Origin of the sequence: Salinisphaera sp. SWV1, from assembly GCF_052044155.1 — a bacterium.
Taxonomy (GTDB): Bacteria; Pseudomonadota; Gammaproteobacteria; order Nevskiales; family Salinisphaeraceae; genus Salinisphaera.
The window spans coordinates 62,271-80,783 of sequence record NZ_JBQDYE010000007.1; the positions used below are offsets into that span (position 1 = coordinate 62,271).

17 protein-coding genes and 1 riboswitch are annotated in these 18,513 nt (G+C 65.1%); of the genes, 9 read left to right on the forward strand and 8 right to left on the reverse strand.

Annotated features, from left to right (window positions below; genetic code table 11):
- The first annotated feature begins 5 nt into the window (after window positions 1–5).
- Window positions 6–68, forward strand: a riboswitch (Fluoride riboswitch).
- An 83-nt stretch (window positions 69–151) separates the two neighbouring features.
- From ACS8YF_RS05030 to ACS8YF_RS05055, 6 genes are all read left to right on the forward strand, one after another.
- Window positions 152–1,096 (forward strand): respiratory chain complex I subunit 1 family protein, encoded by a 945-nt coding sequence (locus ACS8YF_RS05030; RefSeq protein WP_440849128.1) that lies wholly within the window; start codon window positions 152–154, stop codon window positions 1,094–1,096.
- Between the two features lie 10 nt (window positions 1,097–1,106).
- Window positions 1,107–1,787, forward strand: coding sequence for a hydrogenase (locus ACS8YF_RS05035; protein ID WP_440849129.1), 681 nt, complete (start codon window positions 1,107–1,109; stop codon window positions 1,785–1,787).
- Complete coding sequence (locus ACS8YF_RS05040; protein WP_440849130.1) at window positions 1,784–3,259, forward strand: proton-conducting transporter transmembrane domain-containing protein; 1,476 nt, start codon at window positions 1,784–1,786, stop codon at window positions 3,257–3,259. Before ACS8YF_RS05035 ends, ACS8YF_RS05040 begins: the two co-directional genes overlap by 4 nt.
- Window positions 3,256–4,746 (forward strand): hydrogenase large subunit, encoded by a 1,491-nt coding sequence (locus ACS8YF_RS05045; protein WP_440849131.1) that lies wholly within the window; start codon window positions 3,256–3,258, stop codon window positions 4,744–4,746. The genes ACS8YF_RS05040 and ACS8YF_RS05045 overlap by 4 nt, the downstream gene beginning before the upstream one ends.
- A 69-nt stretch (window positions 4,747–4,815) precedes the next feature.
- Window positions 4,816–5,640: an NADH-quinone oxidoreductase subunit NuoB gene (gene nuoB, locus ACS8YF_RS05050; RefSeq protein ID WP_440849132.1), complete on the forward strand. Its 825-nt coding sequence runs from the start codon at window positions 4,816–4,818 to the stop codon at window positions 5,638–5,640.
- Complete coding sequence (locus ACS8YF_RS05055) at window positions 5,633–7,621, forward strand: proton-conducting transporter transmembrane domain-containing protein (RefSeq protein WP_440849133.1); 1,989 nt, start codon at window positions 5,633–5,635, stop codon at window positions 7,619–7,621. Before nuoB ends, ACS8YF_RS05055 begins: the two co-directional genes overlap by 8 nt.
- 225 nt (window positions 7,622–7,846) lie before the next feature.
- Here the strand turns inward: ACS8YF_RS05055 and coaA are convergent, their stop codons facing one another.
- Together coaA and ACS8YF_RS05065 are read right to left on the reverse strand one after the other, a co-directional pair.
- Entirely contained in the window at window positions 7,847–8,791 is a 945-nt protein-coding gene (gene coaA / locus ACS8YF_RS05060; RefSeq protein WP_440849134.1) for a type I pantothenate kinase, read from the reverse strand.
- A 212-nt stretch (window positions 8,792–9,003) separates the two neighbouring features.
- Window positions 9,004–9,603, reverse strand: coding sequence for a LysE/ArgO family amino acid transporter (locus tag ACS8YF_RS05065; RefSeq protein WP_440849135.1), 600 nt, complete (start codon window positions 9,601–9,603; stop codon window positions 9,004–9,006).
- Window positions 9,604–9,699: 96 nt separating this feature from the next.
- Here ACS8YF_RS05065 and ACS8YF_RS05070 point away from each other — a divergent pair, with 96 nt between their 5' ends.
- The 3 genes from ACS8YF_RS05070 (at window position 9,700) to ACS8YF_RS05080 (ending at window position 11,842) form a co-directional block, all read left to right on the forward strand.
- Window positions 9,700–10,620, forward strand: a complete 921-nt coding sequence (locus tag ACS8YF_RS05070; RefSeq protein ID WP_440849136.1) for a LysR family transcriptional regulator ArgP — start codon at window positions 9,700–9,702, stop codon at window positions 10,618–10,620.
- 110 nt (window positions 10,621–10,730) lie between these two features.
- Window positions 10,731–11,264, forward strand: coding sequence for a cytochrome b (locus ACS8YF_RS05075; protein WP_440849137.1), 534 nt, complete (start codon window positions 10,731–10,733; stop codon window positions 11,262–11,264).
- Between the two features lie 170 nt (window positions 11,265–11,434).
- Window positions 11,435–11,842: a GlcG/HbpS family heme-binding protein gene (locus ACS8YF_RS05080; protein ID WP_440849138.1), complete on the forward strand. Its 408-nt coding sequence runs from the start codon at window positions 11,435–11,437 to the stop codon at window positions 11,840–11,842.
- Window positions 11,843–11,891: 49 nt separating this feature from the next.
- Here the strand turns inward: ACS8YF_RS05080 and ACS8YF_RS05085 are convergent, their stop codons facing one another.
- From ACS8YF_RS05085 to ACS8YF_RS05110, 6 genes are all read right to left on the reverse strand, one after another.
- Window positions 11,892–13,097: a sulfotransferase gene (locus ACS8YF_RS05085; protein ID WP_440849139.1), complete on the reverse strand. Its 1,206-nt coding sequence runs from the start codon at window positions 13,095–13,097 to the stop codon at window positions 11,892–11,894.
- The gene (locus tag ACS8YF_RS05090; RefSeq protein ID WP_440849140.1) at window positions 13,094–13,819 is read right to left on the reverse strand and encodes a hypothetical protein; all 726 of its coding nucleotides are present in this window, start codon (window positions 13,817–13,819) and stop codon (window positions 13,094–13,096) included. The genes ACS8YF_RS05085 and ACS8YF_RS05090 overlap by 4 nt, the downstream gene beginning before the upstream one ends.
- Before the next feature lie 72 nt (window positions 13,820–13,891).
- Window positions 13,892–14,203, reverse strand: coding sequence for a hypothetical protein (locus ACS8YF_RS05095; RefSeq protein WP_440849141.1), 312 nt, complete (start codon window positions 14,201–14,203; stop codon window positions 13,892–13,894).
- 4 nt (window positions 14,204–14,207) lie between these two features.
- Entirely contained in the window at window positions 14,208–15,548 is a 1,341-nt protein-coding gene (locus ACS8YF_RS05100) for an arylsulfotransferase family protein (RefSeq protein ID WP_440849142.1), read from the reverse strand.
- A gap of 130 nt (window positions 15,549–15,678) precedes the next feature.
- Window positions 15,679–16,971, reverse strand: coding sequence for an ABC1 kinase family protein (locus tag ACS8YF_RS05105; RefSeq protein WP_440849143.1), 1,293 nt, complete (start codon window positions 16,969–16,971; stop codon window positions 15,679–15,681).
- Window positions 16,958–18,376 (reverse strand): SDR family NAD(P)-dependent oxidoreductase, encoded by a 1,419-nt coding sequence (locus ACS8YF_RS05110; protein ID WP_440849144.1) that lies wholly within the window; start codon window positions 18,374–18,376, stop codon window positions 16,958–16,960. Before ACS8YF_RS05110 ends, ACS8YF_RS05105 begins: the two co-directional genes overlap by 14 nt.
- Window positions 18,377–18,513: the final 137 nt, after the last annotated feature.

Genomic DNA, 18,513 nt, shown 5'->3' on the forward strand with positions numbered 1-18,513 from the left:
CGACTGAACGCATAGGCGATGGAGTTCGCCTCGAACCGCCGACATCGGCTGATGACTCCTATCTGATCGCAAGATAGGTGCATCCGATGCTGGAATATGCTTCGTCAATCGACGAGACCATCGTGGCTCATGGCAGCGCAAGGAGCGCTGGGTGAGTCTGCCTGATGTGGTCTCGCAAATCGGCCAGGTGCTCGCGGCGTTGCTGCTCTCGCCATTGCTCGAGGGGTTCATTCTCCGGGGCAAGGAGCGCGTCCAGCGTGCGACCGGTCCGTCGCTGATCCAGCCGTATCGCGATCTATGGAAGCTGTTCCATAAGGAACTGGTCGTCCCCGAATCGGCTTCGTTTGTCTATCTGATCACGCCGATCGTCGCGTTCGCGGCCATGTGCATCGTGCCGATGCTGATTCCGGTGCTCACCGACTTCCCGCTACCGCAGTCCGACATGGGCGATATTCTGGGCGGCGGCATGGTGCTGTCGATCGGCTCGTTCATGTTGATGATGTCGGGGCTGGATACCGGTAGCGCCTATGGCGGCATCGGCTCGAGCCGCTCGGCCATGCTCGGCATCCTGTCGGAACCCACGCTGATCCTGGTGCTGGCGGGTGTGGCGCTGTTGGCGCATACGATGTTGCCGTTTCCGGTCAATCATCTGCTGGCCGGCCATTGGCCGGTGTTCTTCAGCCCGGCGCATATCTTCATTGTCTGTGCGTTCTTCGTGCTGCTGCTGGTCGAAACCGACCGCCTGCCGATCCACTCCAGCACCGATATCGAGATCTACATGATCGGCGCGGCGCGCACGTTGGAATACTCGGGCCCGCTGATGGCCTTCGCGCGCTGGGCCTCGATGATGAAGCAATTCATCCTCTACACCATTTTCTGCAACGTGCTCACGCTGCCCTGGGGGTTGTCGCACGTCGGCACGCTCGTCGGCGAAGCGGGGGCGGTGGGCGCGATCGCGATTAAGTTCGGTGTAGTGGCCTTGGCGGTCATCGTGGTCGAGACGGCGCAGGCCCGGTTGCGTTTCTTCCGTTACCAGGAACCGCTGGCGGCGTCCTTTCTACTGGCGGTGCTCGGCATCGTCGCGCAGCAGTTTTAGGAGAGGGCTGGTGAACTCGATTCATTTCACGCCGCTGGCCGCTTCGCTGTTCAGTTTGCTGGCAATCGCCAGCTTGATCTTGGTGTTCGTCATGCTCGGCTCACGCTGGCTGCAGAACTATCTGCTGGCCTATACCGGCCAGTGCTGGCTGATCGCGTTGTTGTCCGCAGCGGTCGGCTATTACGGCGGCTATCCCGAGTTGTACCTGGTGGCGGCGCTGACCGCGTTGTTCCGGGGTCTGGCGCTGCCGTATCTGCTCTGGCGAATTACCGGGCGTATGGGCGTGGACCGCGAACTGCACGAAATCATCAAGCCGTCCTCGGCGCTCGTGATCGGCGCAGCGCTGGTGCTGCTGGCGCTGGCGGTGGCCGAGCATATCGGCGCCAGTCTGGCGCACCCGGACACGGTCGTTCTGCTTGCCCTGACGGTCATGCTGTCGATGAAGCTGATCGGCTTTCTGATGCTCTCGGTCCGGCACGAAGCGATGAGCCAGATCCTCGGCCTGCTGGTACTGGAAAACGGCATCTTTCTCGGCTCGCAGATCCTGGTGCCGGGCATGCCGCTGTTGTTGGAACTGGTGATTCTGTTCGATCTGTTGGTGGCGGTCGCCTGTTTCGGCGTGCTGACCCGCTACCTCGTCACCCACGTGGGCAGCACCAGCAGCCTGGACCTGCGGAGGCTGCGCGGATGAGCGAGACGATCTGTTACGCCATCACGCTCGGCGCGCCGGCGCTGGCGATTCTGGTGGCGCTTTCGCTGCGGCGCGCGCGGTGGTCCGAGTGGATCAATGTACTGTCGGCGGTGGCCTCGCTGGGCGCCACCATCGGGCTGGTGGCCACAACCGCCGCCGATGCAGGCGCGCTCTGGCATGGCTATGTGCTGCTCGACCCGCTCGCCTGCTGGGTGCTGCTCTGTGTGGCCGTGGTGTATCTGCTGGCCTCGATCTATGCGCTGGGCTACATGCGCGCCGAGGCGGATCATGATCGCCTGTGGGTGTTTTACGCGCTATTCGCGGGTTTCGCGCTCACCATGTTTATTGCGCCGGCCATGAACAAGCCGGGGTTGTACTGGATCTCGATCGAGCTGACGACGCTGGTGAGCACGTTCCTGGTCGGGTTCGAACGTTCAGCCGAAAGCACCGAGGCGGCCTGGAAATATCTGATCATCGTATCGGCGGGCATCACGCTGGCGCTGCTGGGCACGGTGTTCTGGTACTGGGCCGGCACCTTCGTATACGGGCCCCGGTACGACATGACCTGGGCGGCGCTCGGCGCCGCGGCGCCCAAGGCCGATCCGGTCCTCATGACGCTGGGCTTTCTGCTGATCCTGGCCGGTTATGCCACCAAGGTCGGCCTGGCGCCGATGCACACCTGGCTACCGGATGCGCACAGTCAGGGCCCGACGCCGGTGTCGGCGATGCTGTCGGGCGCATTGCTGAACACCGCGATGGTGGGCATCGTGCGCGGGCTGCGTATCGCCGACGCGGCGCATCTGACACGGCTTTCGCACGGGGTACTGGTGGCGCTAGGGTTGCTTTCGCTCGCGGTCGCGGCTCTTCTGATCGTGCGCCAGCGCGATGCCAAGCGTTTGATGGCGTATTCCAGCGTCGAGCACATGGGCGTGGTGGCGCTGGGTTTCGGTTTCGGTGGCGTATTCGGCGTGGCCGCGGCCTGCTACCACATGCTCAACCATTCGTTGAACAAGTCGCTGATGTTCTTCGGCGCCGGTAATGCCGGCTTGCTGTTCGGCTCGCATGACATGAGCCGGATCCGGCAGATATTGCGGCTCACGCCCGTTGGTGGGGCCCTGTGGCTGGCTGGCGCGGTGGCGATCACCGGTGCGCCGCCGTTCGGTCTGTTCGTCAGCGAGTTCACCACGCTGCGCGCCGGCTGGGTCGGCGGCTGGCCGGCACCGGTGGCGATCATGCTGGTGTTGCTGATCGTGATCTTCATCGGCTTCCTCGATCATTTCCGGCGCATGTACTACACGACGGATGAAACCGACGCCGCGCCCGGCGCGGTCGGCGCCGACCGTGTGCGACGCCTGCCGTGGACCAACGTGTTGGCAATGTGGCTAGCCTTCATCCCGTTGCTGGTGTTCGGTCTGTGGTGGCCTGCGCCGTTGCATGCGTTGTTCGCTTTGGTTGCGAAGGGGGGCTCGTGAACGGAGTCGAGTACATGACGGTGCCGGCCGACGCGTTGCGGGCGCGCTGCCAGCAGCTTGTGCGGGACCAGGGCCGCCTGCAGATGATCTACGCATGGCGCGATGCCGACGACGAACTCGAGGTGCGGTATCTGTGCGCGCCGGCGAAAGGCCGGGCGTTCGAGATGTGGTGTTGCAGGCCTATCGACGGACACCTGCCGAGCGTGGCCGATATCGTGCCGCTGGCGAGCTGGTACGAGCGCGAAATGCGCGATCTGTTCGCGCTCGAAATCGACGACATGCCGCAATCGGCGCCTCTGGTGCTGCACGAAGGCGCAAGTTCCGAACATCCGCTGATGGAAGCGGCGCACCCGCGGGGCCAGGCATTGACCTTCGAGCGTAGCGATTGGCACGCGCCGGAAATCGCCGCCAATGGCGATGTACAGCGCCTGCCGTTCGGGCCGGTGCGCGCCGATGTCATGGAGTCGGCCCAGTTCATTTTCTATTACCTGGGCGAGTCCATCCTGCACTACCAGCCGCGCCTGTTCTTCAAGCATCGGGGGCTGGAAAAACGCTTTGAAGGTGTGGCGCCCGCCCTGGGGACCGTGCTGGCCGAGCGGGTTTCCGGGGTGGGCAGTTTCGCCCACGCCTGGGCGTACTGCCGGGCGATCGAGTCGATGGCCGATGCCGGGATACCACCGCGCGCCGAAGTGATACGGACGCTGCTCGGCGAACTGGAGCGAATTTACAACCACCTGCATTACTTCGCGCATCTGGCCAGTACCACCACACTGTATGTCGGCGACGCTCAGGGCCGGTTGCTGGAAGAAAAAGCCAAGCAGATCAATGCGAAATTGACGGGCAGCCGCTTCCTGCGTGGCATCGTTGTGCCGGGCGGGCTGCGGCGTGATCTGGCGATCGATGGCGATGCGCTGGGCGACGTGCGGACGCTGGCCGATGAGGCAGTCGAGTATCTGCAGCATCTCGAATCCACGCCGAGCTATATCGATCGCCTGATCGAGACGGGCGTGTTGTCGCGTGACGTCGCCTACGACCAGGGCGCGACCGGCCCGGTGGAACGCGCCTCCGGGCTCGACCGCGATCTACGGCGTGATCATCCGTATTCGATGTATCTCGATCTCCCGCTGGAGATTCCCACCGACGATCGTGGCGATGCCCTGGCGCGCGCTCGCGTGCGCGCCGCGGAACTCAAGCAGAGTTTCGAAATGGTCAAGCATCTCGCTCGGCTCAATCTGGACGGGCCCATCCGCACCGACCTGACGCTGCCCGCCCTGGGGTCGGGGCTGGGCTGGGTCGAAGGCGCCCGCGGGTCGCTCTATTACGCCGTGCATACCGATGCCGCCGGGCGTCTCGCCCGCGTCAAGATCAAGTCGCCGTCATTTTCCAACTGGCGTGTGTTCCCGTTCACGATGCATGGCGGCGACATCATGGACTACGCCATCAACGAAGCCAGCTTCGGCCTGACCATCGCCGGTTGCGACCGATGAATAGCGATATGCGAAACCCGGGCCGAACAGCGCAGGGCTTTCGTTTTACGAATTAAGGAGGCTCCGGCCATGGCGTTATGGACTCTTTTCGGACTGCGCGCCGGACGTGCGACGACCGCCTGGCCGACGCGCGGCGATGCGCATGGCCAGGAGGGCGTGCTGGGCATGCCGCGTTTCGATCCGGGAAAATGCCGCGACGGCTGTCGCGAATGCGCCGACGTCTGTCTGCCGGATGCGATCCAGTTCCGGGCCGACGGCGAGCCGGCGCTCGATATCGACTACGGCCGTTGCATCGCGTGCCAGCTCTGTGTCGAAGCCTGTCCGACCGGGGCGTTGACGGCCTCCAACGACTGGGCGCTGGGCGTGCGCGAGCGCGACGACCTGCGTTGGCGGCCGGCTGACGCCGATGCCAATAACGACGACGGCGCATCGCCCGAACAGAAACTGGCCGCCGGTATCCGCCGCGTGTTCGGGCGCAGTCTGCATATCCGGCATGTCGACGCGGGTTCCTGCAATGGCTGCGAATCCGAGCTGCAGGCGCTCAACAATCCGTTCTACAACCTGCACCGGCTGGGAATATTTTTTACCGCATCGCCGCGTCATGCCGATTTGCTGCTGGTGACCGGCACCGTGACTTATGCGATGCGCGACGCCCTGCAGGCAACCTACGAAGCCATGCCGGAGCCCCGTTGGGTCCTGGCGACCGGGACCTGCGCGGTCTCCGGCGGGGCGGTCGGCGGCACTTATGCCAGTGGTGTCGGCGTGGACCCGATTCTGCCGGTGGATGTCTATCTGCCGGGCTGTCCGCCCAATCCCGCCGCCTTGATTCATGCGCTGCTGATGATCGTCGGGCGGGCCGAACAGCATATGCGGGGAGGGCAGCTGGATGACTGATCATGCCGCCGTGACCACAGGCATCGGCGATGTCGACCTTGTTGCCCTCGCAGCAATGGCCTGGCTGGCGGCTCTGGTTGCCGGCTTTGCCCGGGGTGGGCGTGGGTTGGCCAGACTCGGGCTGTTGGCCGGACTCGTTGCCTTGCTCGCGGGTGTTGTCGGAGCGCTTATGGCCCAGACACCGATCGTGGGCTATTTGCCGTTCAATCCGGTCGCTGCCGGCACGCCGATCAAATTCGACGGTGCCGCGCTATGGCTGCTGTTGTTCGGCGCACTGGGCGCCTTTGCGGCCGTGTGTTCCGACTCGCCGGTGGCGCGTGGACCGAGTTGGTACAGCGGCGTGGCCATCAGTCTGCTGGGCGCTATCGGCGTTTTCGGCGTTCAGGAAGGCACGGCGTTTCTGATCAGCTGGGAGTTGATGAGCCTCGGCGCAGCCCTGATGCTGCTGGCCGAGCAACCGGATCGTGACAGTGGGCGCGGCGTGTTGTTCATGCTGGGCCTGCTGGAAGTCGGCAGCGTGGCCCTCTTCGCCGCCGTGCTCTGGTTCACCGCGGCCAGCGGTCACACCGTTTTTTCGGGATTCGCATTGTCCGGCTGGCCGGGTTTTATCGTTGCGTTGCTGCTTTTGGTCGGTTTCGGCGCCAAACTCGGATTGCTGCCATTCTACGAATGGTATCCCGATGCCTATGCCAGCGGCAGTGGGGCGAGCGGGGCTATTTTATCCGGCATCGTATTGAACGCAGCGTACTTCGCCCTGGTGCGCGGTTTGCTCGACTGGTGCGGCAATGCACACGCCGGTCTGGCGCAGCTCGTTCTGGCGGTGGCGGTGGTCAGCGCGATTCTTGCCGCGCTATATGCCTTCCAACAGGACGATTGGCGCCGTCTGCTGGCTTTTTCATCCGCCGATAATGCAGCGATCGCCGTATCGCTGGCGGGTTCGGCGTTACTGTTCAAGCTTCACGGCAATAATCATCTCGCCGGTATGGCCTGGGTGGCCGGTTTGCTGCATATGGCCGGCCACACGTTGGCGAAATCGGGCTTGTTGCTGGCGTCCGATGCCGCGTTTCGGGCAGGCCGCGGCTACGGGTTAAGACAGGGCGGGCTCGTGCGATTGATGCCCTGGATGACGGCCGGCGCCTTTCTGGCGGCATTGAGCCTGGCCGCCGTACCGCCGACCCCGGGCTTCATCAGCGAATGGTTCGGCTTCCAGATCCTGTTCCACGGTTTCAGTCTGGATACCTTAAATGCCCGGATTGCCCTGGTGCTGTCGGGGGCCGGATTGGCGCTGTCCGGTGCGATCGGAGTGGCGACCTTCGTCAAAGCCATCGGGCTTGGCTTGCTGGGACGCCCGGAACCCACAGCTCCAGACCGGCAGCCGATCGGCGTCAATGTGGTTTGGCTCGGTATCGCCGTGCTCGTGCTGGCGATCGGTATGCCGTGGTGGTTGGACGCTCTTGGGCCGGCGACAAGCCTGCGTTTTGGCGCGTCCGCTACCGATTTGATGCGCCACGGTTGGCTGCTGGTCCCGCTGGCCAAGGGTTTCGCTTTTATCTCCCCGACCAAGCTGGCGTTGGCGCTCGCCGCCTATAGCCTGATACCCGCACTGCTGGTCCTGGGGCTGGCCCGACTGAAGCCGAGGCGGGCGCCCATTTGGTTCGGCGGCCTCGCCGCACCGGCCGTCAGCGCGACCACCGCGCTGACGTTTGCCAACGCCTTGCAACGCTACTATGGCTTCGTCTATCGCCCCACGGCCACCGCTTCAAGCGAGCACGAAGTGTCGAGCTATTTTCCGAAAAAGCTCAACTTCAGCTATGCACTGGCCCCCGTGTTTGGGCCGTGGTTGTTCGACCCGATGGTGCGGCTGGTGCGTTGGCTGGGTCAGAGGCTCAGGGCCCTGCAGTCCGGTCACCTGAATTTCTATCTCTTTTTGATCGGTGGTGTTCTGGTTGCTGTTCTGGGCATTGTGCTGGCTATGGCGTAGACGGCAAACAATATGACCGATGCTGCGAATCCGGCAGTACGGCGCGGGGCCCGGGGCGGCAGATCGCGTCGGACATAGGCTTCGATCTACGCCGGTGCGGGCGTGTCGAGGGCATCGAGCTGCCTGGGTCGCGCGTCAGCCGGGCACGAGCTCGTCCAGTGGCCCGGTCTCGATTTGGCCGGGCCGGGCCGGGCCGGGTCGGTCGCGCTTGCCGTGCACGGCCGATTATTTGCGCAGGCTGATGCTGTCGACCGCGTGTTCGGGGCCCTTGTTGAGAATCAGACTGGCGCGCTCGCGGGTGGGCAGGATGTTCTGGCGCAGATTGACCTCGTTGATCTCGCGCCAGATGCGATCCGCCGTGGCTGCGGCTTCCGCGTCGGACAGATCCGCGTACTTGTGGAAATAGGAATGCGGGTCCGAGAAGACACTGTCGCGCAAGGTCATGAAGCGGCGGATGAACCACTCGTTGAGTTGCGCGATCGGGGCATCGACGAATATCGAGAAATCGATGAAATCCGATACGAACACATGATGCGTGTTCTGTGGATAGTCCATCCCGCTCTGCAACACGTTCAGCCCCTCGAGGATGAGGATATCGGGCTGATCTACGATCTGTGCCCGATCCTGCAGCACGTCATAGACCAGGTGCGAGTACAGCGGCACCTCGAGTCTGGGCCGGCCGGCCTTCAAATCCGAGACGAATTCGATCAGGCGATTGATATCGAAGGACACCGGGAAGCCCTTCTTGCTCATCAGATTGCGCGCTTCCAGGGTGGCATTCGGATAGAGGAAACCGTCGGTGGTCACCAGGGCGACGTTGCGTTGTTCGGGCCAGCGGTTGAGCAGGGCCTGCAGCACACGGGCCGTGGTCGACTTGCCGACCGCGACGCTACCGGCGATGCCGATCACGAACGGCGGTCGGCGGTCACGGTTGCCGAGAAAACGGTCCAGCGTCGCGCTGCGGTGCTGGTTGGCATCCACGTAGAGATTGAGCAGACGCGCCAGCGGCAGATAGATCTCGGCCACCTCCTCGAGCGACAACGCTTCGTTGATGCCCTTGAGTGTACGGATCTCATCCGGGGTCAGCGTCATGGGCGTGGTGTCGCGGAGCGACGCCCACTGTGCCCGGGAAAACTGCATGTAGGGGCTGTCTACCGAGCGGGTCGACATCGTTCGGATCCCCCGTGGCCAAAATCAAATCGGGCCAGTATAGCCATCCGCGGCGGGCTGAACAGGGGCAGGTCACGCGCGGCGCGGTATTCGAGGGCAGGCGCGAGTCGGTGCGGCGGGCATTACGCCATGGTCCGGCTGGCCGGGGATGGGGCGTGCCGGCGCGCGTCGTGCCCGCTTGCATGGCGCGATCACGCACGCCGGCGACCGCGTTATGCCCCGAGGGCCAGACGTGTCGCGAGCACGGTCATCAATAGCGCGATGCCGCCGTCGACGATGCGCCAGGTCAGTGGTCGGGCGAACAGCCCGCGCAGCCGCCGGGCGCCGAATCCCAGGGCGAAGAAGAAGACGAACGAGGCGCAGATCGCGCCGGCACCGAAGCGCAGGCGCTGGTCGCCGTAGGTGGCGGCCACGGTGCCGAGCAGCAGCAGCGTATCGATGTAAACATGCGGGTTGAGCCAGGTGAGCGCCAGAGCGATGGCCAGGGTGCGCGCAAGTGAGGCGTCGCCGGTTGCGCCGGGCGTCAGGCCGCTGTTCCCCAGCGCCACACGGCGGGCACTGGCCAGGGCATAGGCGGCGAGAAACACCGCGCCCGCGTAGCGAAGCGCCATGATCCAGGCCGGGTGCGCCTGGGCAACGCGGCCGATCCCGGCCACCCCCGCGGTGATGAGAATCAGATCGGACAGCGCGCAGCACAGACAGATCGCGAGCACATGCCGGTCGGCCAGGCCCTGTCGTAGAACGAACGCGTTCTGCGCGCCGATGGCGGCGATCAGTCCGAGGCCGAGCGCGAAACCGCTGTAAAAGGGCATGGATCGGCGGTCGATGCGAAGGATGAAGACAAGCAACTTGCATCCGCGAACCGCAACAGGAAAGCTAAATTTACTGAGGCCAATTAAGAAAATGTAATGCAGCTCGATTCGGCGCGGCTCACGGCGCTCCTGGCGGTGATTCAGCATGGCTCGTTCGAACGGGCCGCGCGGGTACTGCACGTCACGCCGTCCGCGGTCTCCCAGCGCATCGCCCGTCTGGAAGACGAACTCGGCCTGGTGTTGATCGCGCGCGGTCTGCCGTGCCAGGCCACGCCCCACGGCGAGCGTCTCGCGCGTCACGCGGAGGCGGTGGCCCTGGCTGAGCGGGACACGCTCGACCGGCTGGGCGTGCCGGCGCCCGATGCCACCCGGCCGACGGTTCGGGTGGCGGTCAATGCGGACAGCCTGGCGACCTGGTTCGTCGACGCGCTGTCCGCTCTGCAATCGATGCGCGTGGATGTGGTGATCGACAACGAAGACCATAGTGCCGACTGGCTGCGGCGCGGTGAGGTCATGGCGGCGGTGACGGCGCAGACGCATCCCGTGGGCGGCTGCGATCGCCGGCGGTTGGGCTGTCTGCGCTATCGCGCGACGGCCGCGCCGGCGTTCCTTGCGCAGCATTTCGCCGACGGCGTGACCGCGCAGGCATTGCAGGCCGCCCCCGCGCTGTCGTTCAACACGCTCGATCGCCTGCAGGCGCGCTGGGCGGCGCAGTATGTCGCGCCGGTGGAGCCGGGCCTCGGCCACCGTCTGCCCTCGGCCAACGCTTTCGTCGAAGCGGCGCTCGCCGGGGTCGGATGGGGGCTCAATCCCGAAGCGCTGGTCGCCAAGGCCTTGTCCAGCGGGCGTTTGCATGAACTGTTGTTGGATACACCGTTCGACGTGCCGCTGGATTGGCATTACGTTCGGCGGCTGGAAACGGTGCTGGCGCCCTTGACTGATGCCGTGACGGCCGCCGCGGCGCGGCACCTGCGGGCCGGCTCCGGCGAGGCCCGGGCGCACGATTCGTTGGTATAACGTCAAGCCCGCGTTTCATCTTCGTGCTATCGCAGTTGTTCATACTGCTCGCACGATCGAATCAAGCAACGGCATCGGCCCATGCCCGCATGCCAGTGACAGGGGACTTCATGAACACAGCAGCGCAATCAGACCATTACCATCCCGCGGCCAAGACCTTCCACTGGCTGGTCGCGGTGCTGGTGTTTTTCGTGTGGCCGCTCGGCTTTATGCTCGATCTGGTCAAGTCCGGCGTACACAACGATTTCATCTTCTGGCATGCGTCGCTGGGCTTTACCGTCTTCTGGCTGATGCTGGCTCGCCTGTGCGTGCGTTTTCTTACCGGGACACCGGCGAAGCCCTCCGGCATGCCGGTCTGGCTGTCGGGCGCGGCGCATCTCAATCAATGGCTGCTCTACCTTGCCTTGATTTCCCAGCCGTTGATCGGGTTTTTGATGATCAGCGCGCATAGCGGGGCATACAGCTGGTTCGGTTTCATTTCGGTCCCGAACCCGCTTGGCAAGATCCCGGGCATGGCCCACACCTTGTCCGAGCTCCACCAGTTCCTGGCCTGGGTGATTCTGGTGTTGATCGGCCTGCATATCTGCGGCGCGCTGTATCACCGGGTGATCCGGAACGACGACACGCTCGCACGCATGACCTGACGGTGCATGACCGGCTCGCGCTGCGCCGCCCGGTCGGTAAGACGTCACCAACGCAGGATACGTCGGCCGCTGCTAAGGTCGGCTGCCAGGTATGATCGGGGTATCCGTCTCTACGCGTCGGCCCCGACCGGCCACCGTAGTCACTCATACAACGCGAAAAGGATCAGAACATGCAGCATAAACCCGTGCTCACGCTGGATGATGTCAACCGTATTCTCGATGCCGCCCAGGCCGAGGCCGAGCGCAACGGCTGGAACGTGGCGATCGCGGTGGTGGACGATGGCGGGCATCCGTTGGCGCTGCGCCGGCTGGATGACTGCGCGCCGATGGGCAGCTACATCGCGACCGAGAAAGCCCGTAGCGCCGCTCTGGGCCGCAAGGAAAGCCAGGTTTTCGAGGACATGATCAACGGCGGGCGCGCCGCCTTTCTGTCGGTGCCCGGGTTGAAGGGCACGATGACCGGCGGCGTACCGGTGGTGGTCGATGGTCAGGTGGCCGGTGCCGTGGGCGTGTCCGGGGTCAAGCCCGACCAGGACGCCGCGACGGCCAAGGCCGGTGTCGCCGCCGTGACGGGCTGAATGCTTGCAGGCCCGGCCGCCTTGTGGCCGGGCCGATTTCGGCGGGAATCTATATCTCGGCTTCAGTACGGATCGGGTCGCGCTCACCGAGTCGTGCCGGGTCGTAACCGAAGCGCTCGGCCACCGGGCCGGCGATTTGGCGAATGAGGCCGATCTCGTCGGCTTCGAAGGCGGGCTTGTAGTAATCCGGCAAGTGCAGCCGCTGGCTGGCGGCGTCCAGCGTGGCCGGGTCCACCGTCAGCCCGCAGTGACCATAGAAATCCGCGAGCACGCGCTGTGAGTCATTGCACAGCGGCTCGTAGCACACGATCTGCGTGGCCTGCCTGAGCGCCTCGTCGTCGGCGAGCTGGTCGGCCACCGCGCCGTAGACCATGGCCCAGTAACGCGCCCAGCCTTCGATCTCCCGGCCGGCCTGCCACAGCGATTCGATGCGTTCGACGGCCTCGGCGTCGCCGGTGTTGATGGGGCGTCGATCCAGACCGAACTCGAAATGGCCCACCCGGCGCAGATGATCGATCGCCCGTGGATGGGCCTTCTCGCCGGCCTCGAACAGGGTCTGCTGCTTCATCAGCGAGGCGATGTGCCAGACCGGGTCGCGCACGGGCAGCACGAAGCGCGCATCGGCGAACATCTTCTGTAGATACGCCAGCCGCATGAGGTTGTAGTTGCCCTTGGCCACATAGCGCTTGCCGTGACGTATCGCGAGAATCTTGCGGATATGGTCGGCGTAGAATTTCTCGAATTCGGGGTTCGAGGTCTCGCGCGTCAGACGATTCGAATGCGCGGCGTCGTGGCTGTTCTCGAAGAACGCCATCCACAACACTTCCTCGAATGCTTCCGGGCTGTGCGAGGTGACGGCGATACCGTCACCGTGGGCGCGCTCGGCGGCGGATTCGTCTTTTTCCGGCACCCGGGCCAGCCATCGATCCCACAGCCAGGGCGTGAACACTGGTGGGAAGTCGCGGTACTTGTGGGTGGCCACGTCCGGATGCTCGGCGAGCAGTTCGAGCAGGATGGTGGTGCCCGAACGCGCCAGCCCCGCGATGTAGATCGGCGCCTGGATCGTGACGTTCTCGATCGCTTCCGAGGCCGTCTTCGTATCGAAGTTGCCCAGCCGGATCGCAGCGCGCGGATGGCGTTCCTGCCAGCCGGCGACGCGATGCATCCAGGTCGGCACCGCGAAGCTCGCGATGGCCGATTCGCTCGGCGCGGAGCGCGGGGTGCGCACTGTGGTGCGGCGGGTATCGTCGTTCATTCGATCTTGGCCCATTTGAACATCAGCAGCGAGACGATGAACATCACCGGAATGAACACGGCGAGCCAGCCGCGCATCCACGACGGGCCGAAGTGAATGAATTCCCGTTCGGGCAGCGCGATGCGCACCGCCTCCACCGGGCTGTCATCCGGCAGATAGCCGAGCGGGTTGCCCACCAGCCAGTTCCAGGCCCCGTGTTTGGTGATGATCGGCACCGGCGCGGTCATCGGATAGGCGCGCGGCGTGGTGCCGTTGCCATCCAGCGAGACAGCGGGCGGCGTCCGGCCCGCGTCCCAGTGTGCGCTCACGCCCGAAGCACCGGCCGGCACGGTGGCCACGTCGGGCGCGCTGCCGTGGGCCGGCAGGCTGTAGTCGAAATGATTGTCGGCCCAGACCAGGAAGCACAGCAGCGGTAACACGGCGATGATCGTGCCGGGTACGACCAGGCCGATGTGCTTGAAGGCGGTGAGGAACTGGTCGCGGATCAGCGGGCCGGCATCGGCGAACTCGCCGTCGAAGCTGTTGAGCTTGCGCCGTGCCTCGCGGGCCTCCCGCTTGGCGGTGCCGATGCGGGCCTGGGGCGATAGTCCCTTGTACAGCAGCATCGTGCCGACGGCGAGAATCGCCGCCCACAGCGCCAGGCGCAGCGTGGTCGGCAATAGGGATGCCGCCGCGCCGTCGATGGCGCCGAACACCGGCGAGAGAATATTGAACAGGCCCATGGAAGCTTCCTTGCCTCGAAACCCGGCCACGCCGCCGGAGCGGGCGGCCGGGGCAATCGGCGGGGTCGGGTATCAGCGCGGATCGCGCGGTTGTTCGGATGTCTGGGTGGTCGCCGGCTTGTCAGCGTTGTCTGCATGCTGCTCGCGGGCCTGTCGGGCTTCGCGGCGCTTGCGACGCAGCCGGCGGATCGGCCACAGGATCACGAACAGGAATGCCGCGCCGATGGCGCAGAGCAGGCCCCACAACGCACTCAGCAGGCTGAGCCCGGCCCCGGGGCCGACATAGGCCTGGGCCGCCGCGAACGGCGCCAGCAGGATGAGCAGTGTGATACCCAGTTTGAGCGATGTGCTGTAGCGGGGGGCGTTGGAACAACGATGGGACATGACATCACTCCTGCGAGGTGTTGAGCGAACGGCGGAAGGCCGGGGCGAGTTGATCGGGCTTGATGCGCTGACCCGAGGACACCACCGGGATGTATTGATTGTGGTCGCCGCCGCGGATGGGGTTGTTGTATTCCCAGACGATGTCGCCGTTGGGCGCGACTTCGAACAGCCGGCCGCCGTCGGACTCGGTGATCAGGCGGTCGCCGTTGGGTAGCGTGACCACGGCGCCGCGCAGCAGGTTCGAAAACGGGTGCTGCGCATTGCCTTCGTATTGCCAGGTTATCGCGTGCGTGGTCGGGTCGACCTCGAGAATCCGGCTCATGTTGTGCGTCTCGAAGTTGCCATAGTTGTCGAAAATGGTGAAATGCCCGTTCGGCAACGCGCGCATGGAATGCTGGCCCAGCCACGACCCCTTCAGCGCCCAGGTTACCTGGCCGGACTTGACGTCCAGCAGCACGGCGAGCCCGGGATGCCGCGTCGACAACAGCACCTGATCGCCGTTGCCCCGGGCCGGCGCGAACGCCTTGCCGAGCGCGTCGCCAAGATACTGCACGCTGTTGGTATGCAGCGGGTCCTCCATGGCGAAACTCGGGTCGGCGCCGAGCAGGGCCTGGTAGCGCGAATGCCACAGCGCGTCGAAGATCGAGATCTTCCTGATGACCTGGCCGTTCTTGCCGTTGAGTTCGACCAGATAATCATCCAGCCACGGTGTTTTCAGATTGGGGAAGCCCGGCACCGGTTGGTCGCGGTAGGCATCGGTGAGAACGAACACGCGATTGTCCTCGGTCAGATACAGATCGTGATGGGTCGCGCCGTGATACTTCCAGATCACGTTCGAGTTGGCGTCGAGCTTGACCAGGCCATAGCCCCAGGGCGTATCACCCGCGGTGATGAAGATCGCCAACAGATCGCCGTTGGGGTACATCACCGCCTTGCGAAAATACATCAGCTTGTCTGGCCGGGCTTCGCGCCCGTCCGGCGTGGTCTGCCAGAGCTTGGAGTAATCGGCGTGCCATTGATGCACGACATGGCCCTGCATGTCGATGAGATAGGCCGTGGTGCGGCCCCCCGAGGTGTAGAGCGTATAACCGTTATAGGCGCGCTTCGGGTCGTAGAGGGTGGTGCCGCGCTTGTCGCTGCGCGCCTTGCGCCATTGATCGGTTTGCGTGAACGGGTTGTCGATCGTGTGCTTCTGCTGCACGAGCGCCCACCCGGCGCGATAGGCGTTGTCGAGAAATTTATAGGGAAAGACCTGGGCCAGAACGATATAAGCGCCACCCAGAAATGCGAAGAACAGACAACCTATGAAAAAGGCCGTCAAGCCGGCCCGATCGCCTTTTTCCATACCCGAAATCTCTGTTATCGGCATCCGCTCGCCGCCGTCAGGGCGGTGAGCTCGGGCCTTGATTGTGATTTACGGCTATAGCATAGACGGGCAGGCTGAACGGCCGATTAGCCGCTCGCCGGGCGGCTTGTCAGCGAGTTTCGTCGGTCTGTACAGGCGGGCCGTATTCGCCGGCCACGATGCGTTCCAGTTCGCCGTACAGGTCGACTTCGGCGTGGATGCTGCGCAGTATCCAGTACAGCCCCGACAGCGTGCGCATGACGAAAACCATGTTCGGCGCTGCTCTGAAATAACGCCAGTAACCCATGGAACGCCCGATCTCGGCACGGATGGAATCGATCAGCTCGTCGCGTTCGAATACATAGGGCCGGCGGTCGCGCAGCGGGGCCAGGGCCGATTCCGCATGCCGGGCATAAATTTCCCGATAGACCTCGGCATGGCGCTCCCAGCTGCCCTCGGGCACCGCACCGAGCCGTTCCATGCCATCGTGTACGCCCGCCCAGTCCTCGGCCATGGCGGCGGTCAGGATATCGCGCATGGCGACCCGGGTCGGCTGGTCCAGATATTTCAGGCAACCGAAATCGTAGAGTGCCATGGTGCCGGCCGCGGTGATGCCGAAATTGCCGGGATGCGGATCGGCGTGCAGGGCGCCGAGTTCGAAGACCTGGCGATTGATCGCCTCGACCACCGCCGCCCCGAGTGCCGGTTGGCCGGTCTCGAGCGGCGCCGAATCGAGCCGCGTGGTCACCAGCACGGCCTCGGTACAGAGTTCGGGTACCGGCTCGGGCAGCTCGAAGTCCCGCAGTTCGAGCTGACGCAGCAGCTTGAGGTTGACCAGCTCGCGGCGATAGTCGGTTTCCTCGACGAACCGTTCGCGCAGCTCGCCCAGCACGCCATCCAGCTCGCGTCCGCCGATCGGCAGGAAGCGCGACCACTTGAGCAGCCGGCCCAGGTTGGCGATGTCGGCATCGATCGAGTCGGCGACGCCGGGGTAACGGATCTTGATCACCACCGCGCGCCCATCCGTCAGCTGCGCGGCGTGTACCTGGCCGATCGAGGCCGCCGCCATCGCGTTCTCGTCGATGTGCTCGATCATCTCCCGCTGTTCGTCGGTCCAGTTCGCCTCGAGCACGGGTTCGAGATCGGCGAAGCGCCAGGGCTCGGCGTTGCGTTGCAGGCGGGCGAGTTGTTCGGTCAGCTGCGGCGGCAGCAGATCCTGATACTGCGAGGCGATCTGGCCGAGCTTCATGGCGGCGCCCTTGAGCCCGCCCAGCGTGTCGTACCAGTCCTGGCCGGTCTTGTGCAGGCTCTTGGCGCGGTCGTAGCCTGGCATGCCGCGCATCGCGCCGCGAGAAAGCGTACGGATGCCGGCGCCGAGAATGCGCCGGCGGCGTTTCTTCGAGTCGTCGCTATCCGAGGCCATGGGGGGTCAGACCGGTGGTGTTGCGAAGCCAGCCATACAGGGTCTGGGCCTGGCTGGGTTTGACCCGGGTGCCGGGCACGAGCGCGGTTGGCCGCGGCCTGCGATCGAACACGAAGGCGCCGTTGAGCCCGGCCGCGGCCCGTGCCGCACCCAGCCAGACCGCGGTGTCGGCGCCCATGCGCGTATCGCGCAACACCGGGCGCATCACGAAATGAAAGCGCGGCAGCGATTTTTGCACGCCGGGTGTGTCCACCCAGCCGGGGTGCATGGCGTTGAATTGTAGCCCCTGGTCGCCGTAGCGGCGCGCCCAGTGCGCGGTCAGCGCGACCAGCGCCCGCTTGGCCCGCGCGTAAGCCTTGAGCCCGCCATAGTTCGCCGGCAACGGCGACAGGGCGTCGATATCCAGGCCGACGGCATACATGCCGCCGCTGGCCATGTTGATCACCCGGCCGCCGGCGGCCTGCAGCGGGCCGATCAGGGATTCGGTGAGCACGAAGGGCGCCACCAGATTGACCGCCACGGTGCGTTCGATGCCGTCATCGCTCACGCCGTACTCGTTGAATAGCGCGCCGGCGTTGTTCACCAGTACGTCGAGCCTGGGTGCATCCTCGGCGATGGTCGCGGCGGCCCGGCGTGTGGCGGCGATGCTCGTCAGATCGGCCTCGACCACATCCACGGCGTCCGGCGTGGCCCCGGCGAAGCCGCGCACGTGTTCGGCCGCCGCCTCCAGGCGGTCGGCATCGCGCCCGACAAGCGTGACATGCGCGCCGAGCCGGGCATATTCCGCGGCGATGGCGCGGCCGATGCCGCCGGTCGCGCCGGTCACCACGACGCGCTTGCCGTCCATGAATTCGCCGTGCGAGCGGTCGGCCATGGCGAAATAGCCGCGATCGGTATACAGCGCTTCGCCGGGCAGGATGGCCCGGTCGGCGGCATAGCTGAGCCAGCCCTGGCGCGGCGTTCGGGTGTCGACGGCCAGCGCCGCGGCCAGGCCGCGCGCCGCGCGCGACACCATGCGCCGGATGGCCGGCGCCAGGAACGGCTTCGCCCGGGCCAGCGGGCCGCGCAACGAGAAGCGGCCCTGATAATCGATGCGCGATCGGCGGCCGCCATCCTCGGCGCTCACGGTGAACGTTTCGAAGGTCTTGATGCCGGCGCCACGGCCCACGAGTTCGATGCGCCGGCCGGGCTGGATCGCGTCGATGCGGTAACGCAGCGTCTTGCGGCGGGCGCCGAGCGATACGATCACACGGAATTCGCTGCCGACCGCGGGCCGGCCCGCGCTGAGCTTGTCCGCGCGATAGACCGCCGGGTCCCACTGCTCGCATGTGGAAAAGTCCGCGAGGTAGCGAAACGCGTCGCTCGGCGGTCGGTCGGCGATGACATGGGTATCGATTTCGGTCATGGGCGCGCAGTAATGGTCTGCGACATTGGTCGGATTCCGTTCGGGCAGTCTGTCCACTGCAGGGCGACGCTGCAAGCGATTCCCTGCCGCAGGCGTCAAGGGTTCCACCGTCTGACCGCCGTGGGCCGACAAGTTCA